The organism is Microbacterium sp. CH12i (assembly GCF_000685355.1).
Classification (GTDB): domain Bacteria; phylum Actinomycetota; class Actinomycetes; order Actinomycetales; family Microbacteriaceae; genus Microbacterium.
Genome location: NZ_JHET01000004.1, coordinates 1 through 14,129 on the forward strand (window position 1 = coordinate 1; position 14,129 = coordinate 14,129).

At 63.5% G+C, this 14,129-nt stretch carries 18 protein-coding genes and 1 pseudogene; 4 read left to right on the forward strand and 15 right to left on the reverse strand.

The genetic code is table 11. The features are described from left to right. The first annotated feature begins 172 nt into the window (after nt 1-172). Nucleotides 173-562, forward strand: a complete 390-nt coding sequence (locus DC31_RS05010; protein ID WP_036275658.1) for a heavy metal-responsive transcriptional regulator — start codon at nt 173-175, stop codon at nt 560-562. 147 nt (nt 563-709) lie between these two features. On the opposite strand, the gene DC31_RS05015 is transcribed toward DC31_RS05010, so the two are convergent. The 8 genes from DC31_RS05015 to DC31_RS05050 form a co-directional block, all read right to left on the reverse strand. Then, complete coding sequence (locus tag DC31_RS05015; protein WP_152545346.1) at nt 710-1,174, reverse strand: hypothetical protein; 465 nt, start codon at nt 1,172-1,174, stop codon at nt 710-712. Continuing rightward, entirely contained in the window at nt 1,171-2,700 is a 1,530-nt protein-coding gene (locus tag DC31_RS05020; RefSeq protein ID WP_036277779.1) for a YifB family Mg chelatase-like AAA ATPase, read from the reverse strand. Before DC31_RS05020 ends, DC31_RS05015 begins: the two co-directional genes overlap by 4 nt. Continuing rightward, the gene (locus DC31_RS05025) at nt 2,697-3,059 is read right to left on the reverse strand and encodes a YraN family protein (protein ID WP_036278242.1); all 363 of its coding nucleotides are present in this window, start codon (nt 3,057-3,059) and stop codon (nt 2,697-2,699) included. Before DC31_RS05025 ends, DC31_RS05020 begins: the two co-directional genes overlap by 4 nt. A gap of 93 nt (nt 3,060-3,152) precedes the next feature. Beyond that, nucleotides 3,153-3,479 carry a DUF2469 family protein gene (locus tag DC31_RS05030; RefSeq protein ID WP_036277781.1) on the reverse strand — a complete coding sequence of 109 codons (327 nt, stop codon included), beginning with the start codon at nt 3,477-3,479 and terminating at the stop codon, nt 3,153-3,155. Between the two features lie 20 nt (nt 3,480-3,499). Next, nucleotides 3,500-4,159 carry a ribonuclease HII gene (locus tag DC31_RS05035; RefSeq protein WP_036277784.1) on the reverse strand — a complete coding sequence of 220 codons (660 nt, stop codon included), beginning with the start codon at nt 4,157-4,159 and terminating at the stop codon, nt 3,500-3,502. Further along, nucleotides 4,156-4,887, reverse strand: a complete 732-nt coding sequence (gene lepB, locus DC31_RS05040; RefSeq protein ID WP_036277786.1) for a signal peptidase I — start codon at nt 4,885-4,887, stop codon at nt 4,156-4,158. Before lepB ends, DC31_RS05035 begins: the two co-directional genes overlap by 4 nt. Before the next feature lie 119 nt (nt 4,888-5,006). Then, nucleotides 5,007-5,354, reverse strand: a complete 348-nt coding sequence (gene rplS / locus DC31_RS05045) for a 50S ribosomal protein L19 (protein ID WP_036277789.1) — start codon at nt 5,352-5,354, stop codon at nt 5,007-5,009. A 167-nt stretch (nt 5,355-5,521) separates the two neighbouring features. After that, nucleotides 5,522-6,016, reverse strand: coding sequence for a hypothetical protein (locus tag DC31_RS05050; protein ID WP_036277792.1), 495 nt, complete (start codon nt 6,014-6,016; stop codon nt 5,522-5,524). 98 nt (nt 6,017-6,114) lie between these two features. Here DC31_RS05050 and map point away from each other — a divergent pair, with 98 nt between their 5' ends. Further along, entirely contained in the window at nt 6,115-6,897 is a 783-nt protein-coding gene (gene map / locus DC31_RS05055; RefSeq protein ID WP_036277795.1) for a type I methionyl aminopeptidase, read from the forward strand. A gap of 42 nt (nt 6,898-6,939) precedes the next feature. After that, a pseudogene (locus DC31_RS20465) lies at nt 6,940-7,529 on the forward strand (histidine phosphatase family protein). On the opposite strand, the gene DC31_RS16865 reads toward DC31_RS20465, so the two are convergent. Together DC31_RS16865 and DC31_RS05070 are read right to left on the reverse strand one after the other, a co-directional pair. After that, on the reverse strand, nt 7,526-8,266 hold the full coding sequence (locus DC31_RS16865; RefSeq protein ID WP_051606441.1) for a class I SAM-dependent methyltransferase: 741 nt from the start codon (nt 8,264-8,266) through the stop codon (nt 7,526-7,528). The pseudogene DC31_RS20465 and the gene DC31_RS16865 overlap by 4 nt on opposite strands. A gap of 26 nt (nt 8,267-8,292) precedes the next feature. Continuing rightward, complete coding sequence (locus DC31_RS05070) at nt 8,293-9,891, reverse strand: ABC-F family ATP-binding cassette domain-containing protein (protein ID WP_036278248.1); 1,599 nt, start codon at nt 9,889-9,891, stop codon at nt 8,293-8,295. Between the two features lie 178 nt (nt 9,892-10,069). On the opposite strand from DC31_RS05070, the gene DC31_RS05075 reads away from it, so the two are divergent. Then, nucleotides 10,070-10,294 (forward strand): hypothetical protein, encoded by a 225-nt coding sequence (locus DC31_RS05075; RefSeq protein WP_036277797.1) that lies wholly within the window; start codon nt 10,070-10,072, stop codon nt 10,292-10,294. A 92-nt stretch (nt 10,295-10,386) separates the two neighbouring features. Here the strand turns inward: DC31_RS05075 and DC31_RS05080 are convergent, their stop codons facing one another. The 5 genes from DC31_RS05080 to sufD are packed head-to-tail and all read right to left on the reverse strand — an operon-like array spanning nt 10,387 to nt 14,127. After that, on the reverse strand, nt 10,387-11,481 hold the full coding sequence (locus tag DC31_RS05080) for a MalY/PatB family protein (protein ID WP_327036815.1): 1,095 nt from the start codon (nt 11,479-11,481) through the stop codon (nt 10,387-10,389). Nucleotides 11,482-11,488: 7 nt separating this feature from the next. After that, the gene (locus tag DC31_RS05085) at nt 11,489-11,818 is read right to left on the reverse strand and encodes a metal-sulfur cluster assembly factor (RefSeq protein ID WP_036277800.1); all 330 of its coding nucleotides are present in this window, start codon (nt 11,816-11,818) and stop codon (nt 11,489-11,491) included. Nucleotides 11,819-11,827: 9 nt separating this feature from the next. Beyond that, nucleotides 11,828-12,598 (reverse strand): Fe-S cluster assembly ATPase SufC, encoded by a 771-nt coding sequence (gene sufC / locus DC31_RS05090; RefSeq protein ID WP_036277803.1) that lies wholly within the window; start codon nt 12,596-12,598, stop codon nt 11,828-11,830. Continuing rightward, a complete protein-coding gene (locus tag DC31_RS05095; RefSeq protein ID WP_036277806.1) occupies nt 12,599-12,925 on the reverse strand; it encodes a non-heme iron oxygenase ferredoxin subunit in 327 nt (108 codons plus the stop codon). It abuts the gene before it with no gap. Continuing rightward, nucleotides 12,922-14,127 (reverse strand): Fe-S cluster assembly protein SufD, encoded by a 1,206-nt coding sequence (sufD, locus tag DC31_RS05100; protein WP_036277808.1) that lies wholly within the window; start codon nt 14,125-14,127, stop codon nt 12,922-12,924. The genes DC31_RS05095 and sufD overlap by 4 nt, the downstream gene beginning before the upstream one ends. Nucleotides 14,128-14,129: the final 2 nt, after the last annotated feature.

Below are 14,129 nucleotides of genomic sequence, written 5' to 3' on the forward strand. Positions count from 1 at the left end.
GCGCGGATGGCTGCGGCGAACGCGCCACCGCCCGATCCGATGATGGCGAGGTCGTACTTCGTAGGCATCGCTGCTCCTGTCAACACTTGGATTCCTGCTCCGTCTCAGCCATACTGGACCTTCCAGTACAGGGGAAGGTCAAGCGCGGCGCGCCGAGCAGAGGGAGACAGCGATGCGGATCGGAGAACTCGCCGAGCAGGCAGGCACCACGGCGAAGACGCTGAGGTTCTACGAGGACCAGGGACTACTGCCCCTGGCCGAACGGACACCGTCCGGGTACCGCGACTACGCGCCGGACGCCGCCGCACGGATCGACTTCATCCACCGCGGCCAGGCGGCGGGCCTCACCCTCGCGCAGATCCGTCAGATCGTGGAGATTCGCGACCACGGCCGCGCGCCGTGCGAGCACGTGCGCGACCTTCTCGACACCCGCCTGAGCGACATCGAACTGCAGATCGCGCAACTCTCCGCGCTGCGCGACACCATCGTCGATCTCCGAGACAACGCAGCGCACCCCGAACCGGACACCTGCAACCCGGATCAGATCTGCAGATACGTGTAAACACGGAAACAGGGTCGACCACCTCGGCCTGCGAGCGGGTGATCGAAGCGCCGAGGAGGCAAATCCGACCATGCTCCGACACGCCGCTCTCGGAGAAGCGATCGACGCATCTCAGACTCGCAATACCGCCAATCGCAACACCGCGAGTTACCAATAGCGCTCTTCTGCTGCGAGGTGACGGGCATCCCCCCGCGCCCACAGAAGCAACGGCGCGTGCTCAGCGAGATCGTCGAGTGCCTCCGGCCATTCGGCGTCTCCCGGGATCACCAGACGTGCCGAGACCTCATGAGCTCCGCGCAGGGCGTCACGCACCGACCGTACGTCCGCTCGCGGTGTCCACCGCCGGCGCCCCTCTTGCAACGTGCGATTCGTACGTGCCGTGACTTCGCCGACAGCGTCGAGGCCCCATGTCACCAGGTCGTCCGGCGCCAACGCGAACCGCAGTGCATCGGCGGCGCCAAGCTGCCGGATCAACGCGCCGGACACACCATCGCCTGGTTCCGCGACGACACTCCAGGCCACTCGCGCCAAGGCTTCGGTGGCGTCACTGTTCGGTCGAAACCGGCGCACCGCCTCGCGGACCTCGGCATCACCGAGCAACGCATCCATCATGCGATCAGTCCTCTCTTCAGAAACAGCGCTCGCCCGAGCTCGTCGCGCCCCGGCTTGTCAACGCCAGCGAGGTCGGCCATGGTCCAGGCCAGACGCAACACGCGGTCATAGCCGCGCAAGGTCAGCTGCCCTCGTTCGAGGGCACGGTCAAGCGTTGAGCGCACCTCAAGCGGAAGGCGTACATCGCCCTGACGAAGCCATGACCCAGCGACCTCGGCATTGATGCTCCAGGGTGTCCCTGCCCATCGGTGCGCCGCACGCTCTCGTGCTGCTTCTACTCGCTGTCTCGCTTGGCCGGTCGTCAGTCCGGAGCGCTCGGACGAGGTCGCACGGGAAGCCGCAACACGGGCGACCTGAAGATCAATGTCGATGCGATCTCGCAAAGGTCCGGAAAGTCGCGCCGAATAGCGGCGAATCGCGATGGGCGGGCAGATGCACTCCGCGCCGCGCACGCCGTAATTGCCACAAGGGCATGGATTCGTTGCGAGTGCCAACTGGAAACGGGCAGGAAACCGGGCCCGGAATCCGGACCGATCGATCTCGATGCTCCCCGATTCGAGAGGCTGGCGCAGGGCATCGAGCGCTACACGAGAAAACTCCGCCGCTTCGTCGAGAAAGAGCACGCCGCGATGGGCCCGCACGATCGCTCCGGGCCGTGCGGCGCGCGACCCGCCGCCGACCAGCGCCGCCACTGACGCACTGTGGTGCGGAGCTTCCATCGGCGGCAGATCGTCGAGCACGTTGACAGCAGCTCCAGAGAGCGAGCGGATCGCCGCGACCTCGAGCGCCGCTTCTTCGTTCAGCGCCGGGAGGATGCCGGGGAGTCGACGCGCAAGCATGGTTTTACCCGCCCCTGGTGGACCACTCATCAACAGGTGATGCCCGCCAGCGGCTGCAACGATCAGTGCCTCGACGGCTTCTTCCTGCCCCACAACATCGGCAAGATCGAGAACGTCGCGTTCAGACTCGATCGGGATCGCTGCCGCGACAGGTTCTACGTCGGCGACTGCGATGTCTGCGCCATGCCACATCGCAACTTCTGCAAGCGTGGTCGCCGCCCGAACCTGCATCCCTGGCACGAGCCGCGCTTCGGTCTCGTTCGCGTGCGGCACGATCACACGGTCAAACCCGGCACGCGCCGCGGCATACACGGCCGGAAGCACCCCTGGCACCGGACGAACGCGTCCGTCGAGTCCGAGCTCGCCGATGTGCACGGTCCGCGAGATCGACGCAGCATCCAGCACTCCGCCTGTGGCAACGGCCGAGATCGCAATGCCCAGATCAAATCCGCTGCCGTGCTTTGGCAAGCTCGCGGGCGACAGGTTCACTGTCAGTCGGCGTCGAGTCAGCTCAAGGTGGGCGTTCGTCACAGCATTGTGCACACGCTGCGCTGCCTCTCCGAGCGCTTTGTCTGGGAGGCCGACGATCTTGAACCCCGGCGTCTGATTCGACACGTCGGCCTCGATCTCAACCAGATGCCCATCTACCCCGGTCAGGGCCACGGCCCACGTCCGTGCGGTTCTCATCGTAGGTCCACCAGATGCTCAAGCGCTCCCACTGCGGGCTCAGCGCCGATGATCCCGATGAGCTCGAGGCGTAGCATCCGATGCCTGCCCACCTCAGGGTGCTCTTTGACCCACGCATAAGCGAGTCGCCACAGCCGCTGACGTTTACGTTCGTCGACCGCGTCGAAAGGGTGACCGAAGCCATCGCTGCGCCGGGTTTTCACCTCGACGATGCACAGCACGTCCTGGTGCTCTGCGACGATGTCGATCTCGCCCTGCACGCACCGCCAGTTGCGGTCGAGAACCCGATATCCGTGAGTCGTCAGGTGGTGTGCGGCGCGGTCTTCACCCGCTCGTCCGAGATCATCTTTGGCTGCCATTCCGACAGCATGATTGAGCAGCACATCCGGCGAATGCCGGTTTCACGCGATCCGTGCACACAGCTTAAGAAAGAGGCTGCCGTGGAGACCGAGTCACTTACCGTCGAGCGACAGCTCCTCAGGGAGCTCGAACTCGCGGCGCTGCAACTCTTCGACGTTGACGTCCTTGAACGTGAGCACACGCACGCCCTTGACGAAGCGATCGGCGCGATAGATATCCCAGACCCAGACATCGGTCATCGAGATCTCGAAGTAGAAGTCGTGCTCGGTATCTCGACGAACGACGTTCACCTCGTTCGCGAGATAGAACCGACGTTCGGTCTCTACAACGTATTGAAACTGCCCCACAACGTCGCGATACTCGCGGAACAGCGCCAGCTCAAGCTCGCGGTCGTAATCGTCGAATGCCTCTTCGTCCATGATGAGTCCATCCTACGAGTTCAAAACAGGCTGGGGGCATCGGCGATGGCCCACGAAGCACGGTGGAACGGCGAGAGGCCCTCAGCGCTGATCGCCGCCCGGTGTTCGAGACTCGCGTATCCCTTGTTTCGGTTCCATCGATATGACGGGTGATCGTTGTGCAACTCGACCATGTGCGTGTCGCGTGCGACCTTCGCGATCACCGACGCCGCTGACACCGATGCACAGTCGCGGTCGCCTTTGATCACTGAGCGCACCTGCATCGGAGCCGCGTGCACGCGCGACACGTAGTCGTAGTTCCCGTCCAGGATCACCAGCGCACCGTTGAGCGATGCCCCCTGCGCGACCACGGCATCAATCGCGCGGGATGCTGCAAGTCCGAGTGCGTGAATGACGCCCACGGCGTCGACCTCGGCTGCGGTCGCCCAGCCGACACCGGATGCTTGCACCCATGCCGCTGCACGGGCAGCGACATCAGGACGACGCTTCTCGGTAACAAGCTTTGAATCGCGAAGCCCTTCGGGAACCCGGCGCCTGGCACCCGTGGCATCCATCACCGCTGCTCCTACCGCAACAGGTCCCGCAAGCGCACCGCGCCCGACCTCATCGAGCGAGATGACCAGGTCATACTCGGCGAGCAGTTTGCGCTCAAGTGTGAGGGTGGGAGCGGCGACCGTCATTTGGCGGGATCCGGGACGCCGTTGAAGATATCGTGATGCCCATCGATTGTGCCGATGCGGTTCAGCGGCCAGGTCATCAGGAAGGCTTTGCCGACGACGTTGTCGATCGGGACGAACCCTCCGCTGGGAAGATCTTGGTGCGCGCGCGCATCTTGTGATCGGTCGCGGTTGTCGCCGAGTACCCAGAGCGATCCCTCTGGCACTGTGACATCGAAGGGCTCATTAGAGGCCGCCGTGTCGCCCTCAGGCAGGTTCAGGTACGAGAGCTCATCGATCGGAGCACCGTTGATTTCGATCTGGCCGAGCGCATTGCAGCACACGACGTGATCGCCCGGCAGGCCGATCAGACGCTTGACGAGATGATCCTCACTGTCAGACGACGAGATTCCGATGAGTGTGAGCACCGAGTCGATCGCTTCGAGCAACGGCGGGCCCGCGGGCTTCTGCACGTGCGGCGGCAACCAACCGCCCGGATCTTCGAACACGACGATGTCGCCGCGCGCATAGTCGGCCCAACGCGGTGTGAGCTCGTCAACGAGGATGCGGTCGTTGACGAGAAGCGTGCGCTCCATCGATGCGGAAGGGATATAAAAAGAGCGAACGACGAATGTCTTCACCAAGAACGACACAAGCGCCGCGATAACGATGATGATGAGCACATCGCGCAGAAATACCAAGAATCCGCGACGTCGCTTTGGTGGGACATCGGGGGCGGACTCAATCGTCATCGCATTCCTTCACGAGGTATTCACGCCGAGTTCTGACGGCACCCTCAAGGTTCGCACACTCCAGACAAAACAAAGCACCCCGAGACGCTGTGTCCCGGGGTGCTTGTTCGAAGCTGCGATCAGTTGTCGCGCTTCTCCTTGATCTTGGCCTTCTTGCCGCGCAGTTCGCGAAGGTAGTACAGCTTCGCGCGACGCACGTCACCGCGGGTAACGACCTCGATGTGGTCGATGACCGGGCTGTGCACCGGGAACGTACGCTCGACGCCCACCTGGAAGCTGATCTTGCGGACGGTGAAGGTCTCGCGCACGCCGTCACCCTGGCGGCCGAGGACGACGCCCTGGAAAACCTGGATACGAGAGCGAGTGCCCTCAGTAATGTTTACGTGCACCTTGACGTTGTCACCAGGGCGGAATTCGGGAATGTCGGACCGAAGCGAAGCCGCGTCGACGGCGTCCAGAATGTGCATGTTCGTCTCTCTCTGCACCCGCCACAGGTCGGATACATGGGATGGAAGGAATACGTGAAGTGTGTGCTTGACGGCGCATGATGCGACCGCGGACTCCCCTGAGGCAGAGCCGGTAACGGCACAAAGAACTATTCTGCCATGAATCTGGCAGGTCTCCAAAAGCGGCTTCAGCGCTCGGCGGTCGGGTTTTCCTGAATCACGAACACTTCGCTTTCGGCAGGTGCACGACGCGGCGCTTCACCTGCTGCATCCACCGGTGGCGAGGTCATAATCCGGATGCTCTCGCGAGCACCACGTGCCTCGCTCCACAGCTGCCACAGCATCAGCCAGAACATCGCCACAGCCACGACAATCGCACCGGTCAGCAGCAGCGGGAACCACGTCTGCGGGTAGCATCCGACCGCAATCGTCAGGCCGTGCCACACGGTGAAACCGAGGACATCCCACCATGAAACCATGCGCGTCTCCCGCGCTGAAGGCCGGGCGCGCACCAGTAGCGTGAGCAGCAACTGCCCAAGAAACACCGAGGGGATCGCGATGAACAGCACCCAGAGGAACGCCCAGCCACCGGCGTTGAAGATTCCCCAGCCGATCAGAAGCCATAGGGGCAGGAGGAATGCTGCCGGCATCAACCAGCGATAGAACGCACTGCGCAACCACATGCTCAGATCGTACGACGTCGCCCTGTGCCGGTGGCGAGTGTTCGCTGTGAGCATGGACAGCGCGCATCGGAGAGAATAGAGAGGACGAGAGGAACACCATGATCGAATTGCGCACCCCCGCCGAGATCGAAGAGATGCGAGCGGCCGGACGATTCGTCGCCGAGACGCTGGCGACCCTGCGCGACGAGACGAAGGTCGGCACCAACCTGCTCGCGATCGACCGCCGGGCTCACGACATGATCCGCAAGGCCGGCGCCGAGTCCTGCTACATCGACTATCACCCCTCGTTCGGCGCGAGCCCGTTCGGCAAGGTCATCTGCACCTCGGTCAACGACGCGGTCCTTCATGGACTCCCCCACGAGTACACACTGCGCGACGGGGACCTCGTGACCCTCGACTTCGCGGTCTCCGTTGACGGCTGGGTCGCGGACTCGGCGGTGTCGTTCATCGTCGGGACGCCGCGCGAAGAGGACCTCCGACTGATCGACACAAGTGAACGAGCACTGGATGCTGCGATCAGCGCAGCTACGGTCGACAATCGCATCGGCGACATTTCTGCAGCGATCGCGGCTGTCGCGCATGGCGAGGGTTACTCGATCAACACCGACTTCGGCGGACACGGCGTTGGACGCACCATGCACGGCGACCCGCACGTGGCGAACGACGGCCGTCCCAACCGCGGCTTCCCGCTGCGCGCAGGTCTCGTGCTGGCACTAGAGCCGTGGTTCCTCGCCACCACCGACGAGCTCATCACCGACCCGGATGGCTGGACGCTGCGCAGCGCAGACGGCTCTCGAGGCTCTCACTCCGAGCACACCATCGCGATCACCCAGGACGGACCGATCATCCTCACCGACCGTTCATTCCTCGGAGTCAAATAATCGCTCCGGTTCAGCGCTCGGGTATGCCAGTCTGAGGGCATGATGCCGGAGGATCGTCATGTGCCGCAGCAGGCATACGTCGTTCGGCATGGCCAGACCACGTGGAACGTCGAGGGTCGGTTGCAGGGGCAGCTCGACGCACCGCTGACGCGGGAGGGTCTCGCGCAGGTCTGTTCGACCGCTGAGAGGCTTGCACTGCTGGGCATCCGCACCGTGTGCTCTAGTCCGAGTGGACGTGCCCTGCGCACCGCCGTCGTCATCGCTGAACGCCTCGGTGCCGATCTTGTTGAAGTGCCTGAGCTTGCCGACGTGCACCACGGAGAGATGGCCGGCATGACGCGTTCAGAGATTGAGACGGCATTTCCGGGCGCGCGGGAAGCGCGCGCAGAGAACCGTACGGCTGGGCATTCCCCGGCGGCGAGAGCTATGCACAGGCGCGCGGGCGCGCCCGCCGCGCACTATCAAGTTGCGGATGGGCAGCAGATGGCGCCCCGCTCTTGGTCGCGCACGAGATGATCGGACGGATGCTACGCGCCGAGCTGCGTGGGCTGGATGCTGCGCAGGCGCTAGCGCTACGGCATCCGTTCGGAGCTGTCTTCGAGATCAGCGGTCGCGTCGAGCGGATGCTTTAGCGCGCGGCTCGGTAGACGAATACTTCGGTGATCATGGGCAGCACGAACCGCGACTGGCCCTTGGTCGCCGGATCGGCATCAAGGATGGCGTCGATTTCGGCGACCATGCGTGCCCGAGTTGCGTCGTCAGCAACAAGAAAGCTGCTCACTGTAAGCCAGCGGCCGATGTAGTCGGCGCGCGTTATCTGTTCGCTCCAGAGGATCTCTGCCCGCCCGACGAACACGAATCCGGGCAACTCCTCCGCCGCAGATTCCGTTGTGGTGTCGGTGTCCGCTACTGCGGGGTGCGCGATGCGGTGGCACGCACGGTCCCAGGCACAATCCGGGTCGGAGTGATTCCAGAGCAGGCCGAGCGTGCCACCGGGAACTAGAACCCGGCGAATCTCGGCGCATGCAGGCTCGCGGTCAAACCAGTGGAACGCCTGCGCTACGGCGACGGCATCGACCGTGGCATCTGCGAGTGGAATATCCTCAGCACCGCCGAGGTAAGCCTCGACAGCAGGAAGTTTCGCCCGAAGTACGTCGAGCATCGCGTCGGACGGCTCGACGGCGATCACGCGGTCGGCGCGGTCGAGCAGCAGTTCGGTGAACTTGCCAGTGCCTGCACCGAGGTCAAGCGCTGTGCTGACCTGTTCCGGAACGATCACTTCAGCAGCGGCATCCGGAAATCCTGGCCGGTACCGGTCATAGTCGGCACCGATGTTCTCAAACGACTTCGCCAGCTGCTGATCCACCATGCTTCGACGCTAACAGCAGCGTGAAGCTAGGCGAGCTCGATGAGGTCCTGGTACTCCTGGCTCCAGATGTCCTCTACGCCGTCCGGGAGGATCAGTACGCGCTCGGGGTTGAGCGACTGCACCGCACCCGGGTCGTGCGAGACCAGGACGACGGCACCTTCATAGTGCGCAAGCGCGTCAAGGATCTCTTCACGCGACGCGGGATCGAGGTTGTTCGTGGGCTCATCGAGCAGCAGCAGGTTCGCGGATGACACGACGAGAGTCGCGAGCGACAGACGGGTCTTCTCCCCACCGGACAAAACACCAGCAGGCTTCAGCACGTCGTCGCCGGTGAACAGGAACGAACCCAGCACGCGACGCGCTTCCATCTCGGTGATGTGCGGAGCAGCCGAGACCATGTTCTGCAGCACTGAGCGGTCGACGTCCAGGTTTTCGTGCTCCTGGGCGTAGTACCCGATCTTCAGGCCGTGGCCGTGCTCGATCTTTCCGGTGTCTCCCTTGTCGACTCCGGCGAGCATCCGCAGCAGAGTTGTCTTTCCCGCACCGTTGAGGCCGAGGATGACGACCTTCGAGCCGCGGTCGATCGCAAGGTCGACGTCGGTGAAGATCTCCAGCGACCCGTACGACTTCGACAGCCCGGTGGCGAAAATCGGTGTCTTGCCGCACGCTGCAGGCTTCGGGAACCGCAGCTTTGCGACGCGATCTTCCTGGCGGACAGCATCCAGACCTGCGAGCAGCTTCTCAGCACGTGCGACCATCTGGTGGGCGGCCGCGGCCTTTGAGGCCTTCGCGCCGAAGCGGGCGGCCTGCAACTGCAGAGTCGTCGCCTTCTTCTCGGCGTTCGCGCGCTCTTTCTTGCGACGCTCTTCGTCCGCTACCCGCTGACGCAGGTAGTTCTTCCAGTTCATGTTGTAGATGTCGATGTGCTGACGGTTTGCGTCGAGGTAGAAGACACGGTTGACGGTCTCCCCCACGAGCTCCACATCGTGACTGATCACGATGAGTCCGCCCTTGTAGTTCTTCAGGAACTCGCGCAGCCACACGACGCTGTCTGCGTCGAGGTGGTTGGTCGGCTCATCGAGGATCATCGTCTCGGCATCCGAGAAGAGAATGCGGGCGAGTTCGATGCGGCGGCGCTGTCCGCCCGAGAGCGTCGACAGCGGCTGGTCGAGGATCCGATCGGGCAGGGAGAGATTGTTCGCGATCGATCCGGCCTCAGCCTCGGCTGCGTAACCGCCGAGTGCTTCAAATCGCTCCATCAGGTTGCCGTAGCGGCGCATCGCCTTCTCAGCGACCTTGGGGTCAGAATCACCCATCGCCATCGACGCCGCAGTCATGTTGATGTGCAGCTGGCCGAGGCCACGAGCATCGAGGATGCGGGTGCGCGCGAGGTCTTCGGGGTTACCGGTTCGTGGGTCCTGCGGCAGGTAGCCGATCTCGCCGCTGCGATCTAGACGACCGCCGGACGGCACTTCGTCGCCGGCGAGCACCTTGGTCAGTGTCGTCTTGCCGGCGCCGTTACGGCCGACCAGACCGATCTTGTCGCCGTCGCCCACACGGAACGACACGTTCTCCATCAGGAGGCGGGCGCCCACGCGAATCTCAAGGTCGTGCACGGCAAGCACAGAAATGGTCCGTTTCGTCAGAGGGATGAGCGGCCGAAGGGCCAACCACTCAGTATACGTCGCCATTCTGAACGTCTTCCGACGCTGTACGCCGGGCTGAGAAGACACCTCTGAGGTATGACGTGGTCGATACCGCAGAGTGATGTGCCGGCCCCGCACTGAAACGTACGTTCAGGGCGTGGACATCATCAATGAGCTGCCAGCGCCGGTAATTCCCGCGTCACTCCGCAGAGTATCTGTTGCCGTCTTCGCGGGGATGGTTGCCGTCGTCACCCTGCTCGTGTGGGGAACCAGCCCTCTGACCGCCTGCGGCGCCGTGCTGATGCTCGTGCTGGCGCTGCGACTCGCACACGCAGGCAGGACGCGTGAACTCATTGCGCTTCCGCACCGTGCCCGAGTCTGAGCGCTGGCGACCCTGCCGCGGCGCGAGTTAGGCGTTGAGCGCAGCGATGCGGGTGATGGCCTCGGTAATGATCTCCGGGCTCGTCCCGAAGTTCAGCCGTACATGGCCCGCGCCTCGGCGCCGAAGGCCGGTCCGAAGTGCAGCGCGACCTTCGCTTCGCGGAGGATCCGCTTCGAGGGATTGTCTCCCCACCCGAGACCGGTGAGATCGATCCAAGCCAGGTATCCGGCATCCGGCATTCGATATCGCGCAGCTGGAAGGTGCGTGGAAAGCAGTTCGGCCAGCAGCCTGCGGTTCTCGTCGAGCGTGACGAGCAGTCCGTCCAGCCAGGGATCGCTCTCCGGGGAGAACGCGGCAACGGCAGCCAGAAGACCGAATTGACCGGTCCGCCATTCCACCTCGACCGGCATACTGCGCACCACGCGCGTCGTTTCGTCGTCGGCCGTCACCATCAGGGCGCACTTGAGACCCGCGAGGTTGAAGGCCTTGCTCGCGCTGACGACGGCGTAACCGACCTTCCGCGCGGCATCCGACACCGAAAGAAAAGGCGTGAAACCCGCTTCGGGCTGCGCGAGAGGTGCGTGAATCTCATCGGAGATGACAGCAGCACCGTGCACGGCCGCAAGCTCTGCCAAAGCCGTGAGGGATGCCGCGTTGTGCACTGTTCCGGTCGGATTGTGCGGGTTGCAGAGCAGAATGGCGCGCGCGCCGGCTTCGAGGGCTGCGCGGATGCCGTCGAGGTCCAGCTCCCACCCTGTTCCGGTGTCGCGCAGTGGGACCCGCTCTATGACGGCTCCGGCCTCTTCAACAAGCTCGAAGAACGGCGGGTAGACCGGTGGAGTGACGATCACCCGTTCGCCCGGCGTCGTCACTCGACGGAGGATTTCCACGATGCCCATGCTGACGTCAGCAGTTGATCGAATCCGCGCGGCATCGACGCTCCAGCCGAACCGACGCTCAGCGAAACCGACGAACGCCTCGGCGAGCGGCGTCCGCGACGCGACATAACCTGTGTCACCGACGCGGATGGCGCGCTCCAACGCCGCTGCGATGGTGGGAGCCAGAGCGAAGTCCGTCTCCGCGACGAACAGCGGCAACACGTCGTCGGGATACTCTCGCCACTTCTCGCTGGTGCGCTCACGAAGCATCTCCAGCGGCAGTGCCCGCACGGGCGTCACCGCAGCCACGTCAGGCTCAGATAGCGAAGCCGAGCGCGCGCATCATGTCGCGCCCGTCGTCGGTGATCTTCTCGGGACCCCACGGCGGCATCCACACCCAGTTGATGCGGAACCGGTCAACGACCGAGTCCAGTGCTTCTGCTGTCTGCTCTTCGAGCACGTCCGTGAGCGGGCACCCTGCACTAGTCAATGTCATGTGGATGACGAGAGCATCGTTCTCGTCATCCCAGCCAAGATCGTAGATGAGACCGAGGTCGACGACGTTGATCCCCAGTTCGGGATCCATGACGTCTTTGAGCGCCTCGGTGACCTCGTCGTACTTCTCAGGAGCAAGAGTCGCGGTCATGGCCTCAGCCTACGCCTGGATCGGGGCAGAAGGGTCGAGGAAGCGGTCGTAGCCCTCGTCCTCAAGCCGGTCAGCGAGCTCTGGGCCACCCTCTTCGACAATCTTGCCAGCGACAACGACGTGCACGAAGTCTGGGCGGATGTAGCGGAGGATGCGGGTGTAGTGCGTGATGAGCAGCACGCCGAGGCCGGTGGACTCCTTGGCGCGGTTCACGCCCTCTGAGACGATCTTGAGCGCGTCGACGTCGAGGCCAGAGTCGGTCTCGTCGAGGATCGCGAACTTCGGCTTGAGGACCTCGAGCTGAAGGATCTCGTGGCGCTTCTTCTCGCCACCAGAGAATCCTTCGTTGACGTTGCGCTGCGCGAACTTCGGGTCCATGCGGAGGTTGCCCATGGCCGATTTGACGTCCTTGGTCCAGGTGCGGATCGAAGGTGCTTCGCCGTCCAGTGCGGTCTTCGCCGTGCGCAGGAAGTTCGTCACAGTGACACCGGGGATCTCCACCGGGTACTGCATCGCGAGGAACAGACCAGCGCGGGCGCGCTCGTCGACCGTCATCGCAAGGACGTCCTCGCCATCGAACGTGATAGTACCGCCGGTGACCTTGTACTTCGGGTGGCCAGCGATCGTGTACGCCAGCGTCGACTTGCCGGAGCCGTTCGGGCCCATGATCGCGTGGGTCTCACCTGTGCTCATGGTGAGGTTGATTCCGTTGAGGATCGGGGTCGTCCCCGCCTCAGTATCGACCGTCACGTGCAGGTCGCGGATCTCGAGAACAGACATTCAGACTTCCTTCGTCACAGTGGGATCAATGAGCACGTCGTCGCCGTCAATCTGGACGACGTAGACCGGGACGGGCTCATATGCGGGGAGATTTTGGGGGATGCCGGTGCGCAGCGAGAACTGTGAGCCGTGGGCCCAGCATTCCAGCGTGTCGCCCTCGACGAACCCTTCGGACAATGAGATCTCGCCATGGGTGCAGGTGTCGCCGATAGCGTGCACCTCACCAGCGGAATCGAGGACAACAGCCATCGGGACACCGTCGATATCAACGCGCAGGGGCATGTCCTGCTCGAGGTCGCTCAGACCACAGGCGCGCTGAGCACTCATACGTCAACCTCCGCGATCTCGATGTCGATTGCCGCGAGCAGTTCGCTTTCCAGCGACGGGATGCCGAGACGCAACACGATGTCCGTGAGGAAGCCGAGGACGACGAGTCGACGTGCCTCTTCTTCAGAGATACCGCGCGACTGCAGGTAGAACAGCTGCTCGTCGTCGAAACGACCTGTCGCGCTGGCGTGACCTGCGCCAAGGATGTTGCCGGTTTGGATCTCGAGGTTCGGGATCGATTCAGCACGAGCACCCTCAGTGAGCACCAGGTTGCGGTTCGCCTCGTAAGAGCTGGTGCCATCGGCATGCGCGCCGATCAGCACGTCACCGATCCACACACTGTGCGCGCGCTCACCCTGCAACGCGCCCTTGTAGAGCACGTCACCGATCGTGTGCGCACCCTTGTGGTGCAGGTAGACCTGGCTCTCGAGATGCTGTCCGGCATCTGCGTAAGACAGTCCGTAGAGGTAGCCCTCTGAACCTGCACCGGAAAGCTCGACGTTCGGGTTGATGCGAACGAGACCGCCCCCGAAACTGACGATGAAGTGCTTGAAGGTCGCATTGCTGTCGACGCGCGCCTGGTGAGCGGACGCATGAACAGCATCGTCTTCCCACTGCTGCACGCTGATCACGGTGAGCTTAGAACCTGCCCGCGCGATGATCTCTAGGTTCTGCGTGTACTGCGCACTACCGGAGTGGCGCAGTACGACAGTGGCGACACTGTTCTCCAGCGCTTCAATGACTATGTGTGCATCGGCGCGAAGAGCCGCCCCCTGACCGGTGACGGTCAAGACGATCGGCTCTGCCACCTCTTGCTCACGCGGAATCCGGACGTGCATCGCCTCAGGGGAGCCCTGCCAGGCAACCGCTGCAGTGATGTCTTCGGGAAGGAAGAACTCGCCTCGCGGCGCGGTTCCGACCGGGAGCACGGCGGCGAAGAACTCTTCTCCCGAGACGACGTCGTAAGTAACCCCGTCATTCGGTGAAGCGACCTCGAAGAGAGGCGAGAGTCGCGCGACCGGTGTGTGCATCCAGTTCACTTCGCGCCCGCTGGGGGTACCGAAGTCGCTGGGTTCGAAGGAACGCGGACGCTCAGAGCGGGTCTGAACTGGAACAAATCCAGCGTCAGACACCTGAGCTGCCGGGTCGATGTGCGCGTTCGTGTGCTGCGCCTGTGCAGGCGCGGTCGTCGAGGCCGTCATTC

Bases quoted from the DNA above. Each gene is read 5' to 3' on its own strand.
- lepB (WP_036277786.1), bottom strand. From the start codon at position 4,887: ATGACGATTGAGTCCGCCCCCGATGTCCCACCAAAGCGACGTCGCGGA.
- DC31_RS05025 (WP_036278242.1), bottom strand. From the start codon at position 3,059: ATGGCAGCCAAAGATGATCTCGGACGAGCGGGTGAAGACCGCGCCGCA.
- DC31_RS05010 (WP_036275658.1), top strand. From the start codon at position 173: ATGCGGATCGGAGAACTCGCCGAGCAGGCAGGCACCACGGCGAAGACG.
- rplS (WP_036277789.1), bottom strand. From the start codon at position 5,354: ATGCACATTCTGGACGCCGTCGACGCGGCTTCGCTTCGGTCCGACATT.
- sufD (WP_036277808.1), bottom strand. From the start codon at position 14,127: ATGACGGCCTCGACGACCGCGCCTGCACAGGCGCAGCACACGAACGCG.
- DC31_RS05030 (WP_036277781.1), bottom strand. From the start codon at position 3,479: ATGGACGAAGAGGCATTCGACGATTACGACCGCGAGCTTGAGCTGGCG.
- map (WP_036277795.1), top strand. From the start codon at position 6,115: ATGATCGAATTGCGCACCCCCGCCGAGATCGAAGAGATGCGAGCGGCC.
- DC31_RS05050 (WP_036277792.1), bottom strand. From the start codon at position 6,016: ATGTGGTTGCGCAGTGCGTTCTATCGCTGGTTGATGCCGGCAGCATTC.
- DC31_RS05085 (WP_036277800.1), bottom strand. From the start codon at position 11,818: ATGACCGCGACTCTTGCTCCTGAGAAGTACGACGAGGTCACCGAGGCG.
- DC31_RS05020 (WP_036277779.1), bottom strand. From the start codon at position 2,700: ATGAGAACCGCACGGACGTGGGCCGTGGCCCTGACCGGGGTAGATGGG.
- DC31_RS05015 (WP_152545346.1), bottom strand. From the start codon at position 1,174: ATGATGGATGCGTTGCTCGGTGATGCCGAGGTCCGCGAGGCGGTGCGC.
- DC31_RS16865 (WP_051606441.1), bottom strand. From the start codon at position 8,266: ATGGTGGATCAGCAGCTGGCGAAGTCGTTTGAGAACATCGGTGCCGAC.
- sufC (WP_036277803.1), bottom strand. From the start codon at position 12,598: ATGTCTGTTCTCGAGATCCGCGACCTGCACGTGACGGTCGATACTGAG.
- DC31_RS05095 (WP_036277806.1), bottom strand. From the start codon at position 12,925: ATGAGTGCTCAGCGCGCCTGTGGTCTGAGCGACCTCGAGCAGGACATG.
- DC31_RS05035 (WP_036277784.1), bottom strand. From the start codon at position 4,159: ATGACGGTCGCCGCTCCCACCCTCACACTTGAGCGCAAACTGCTCGCC.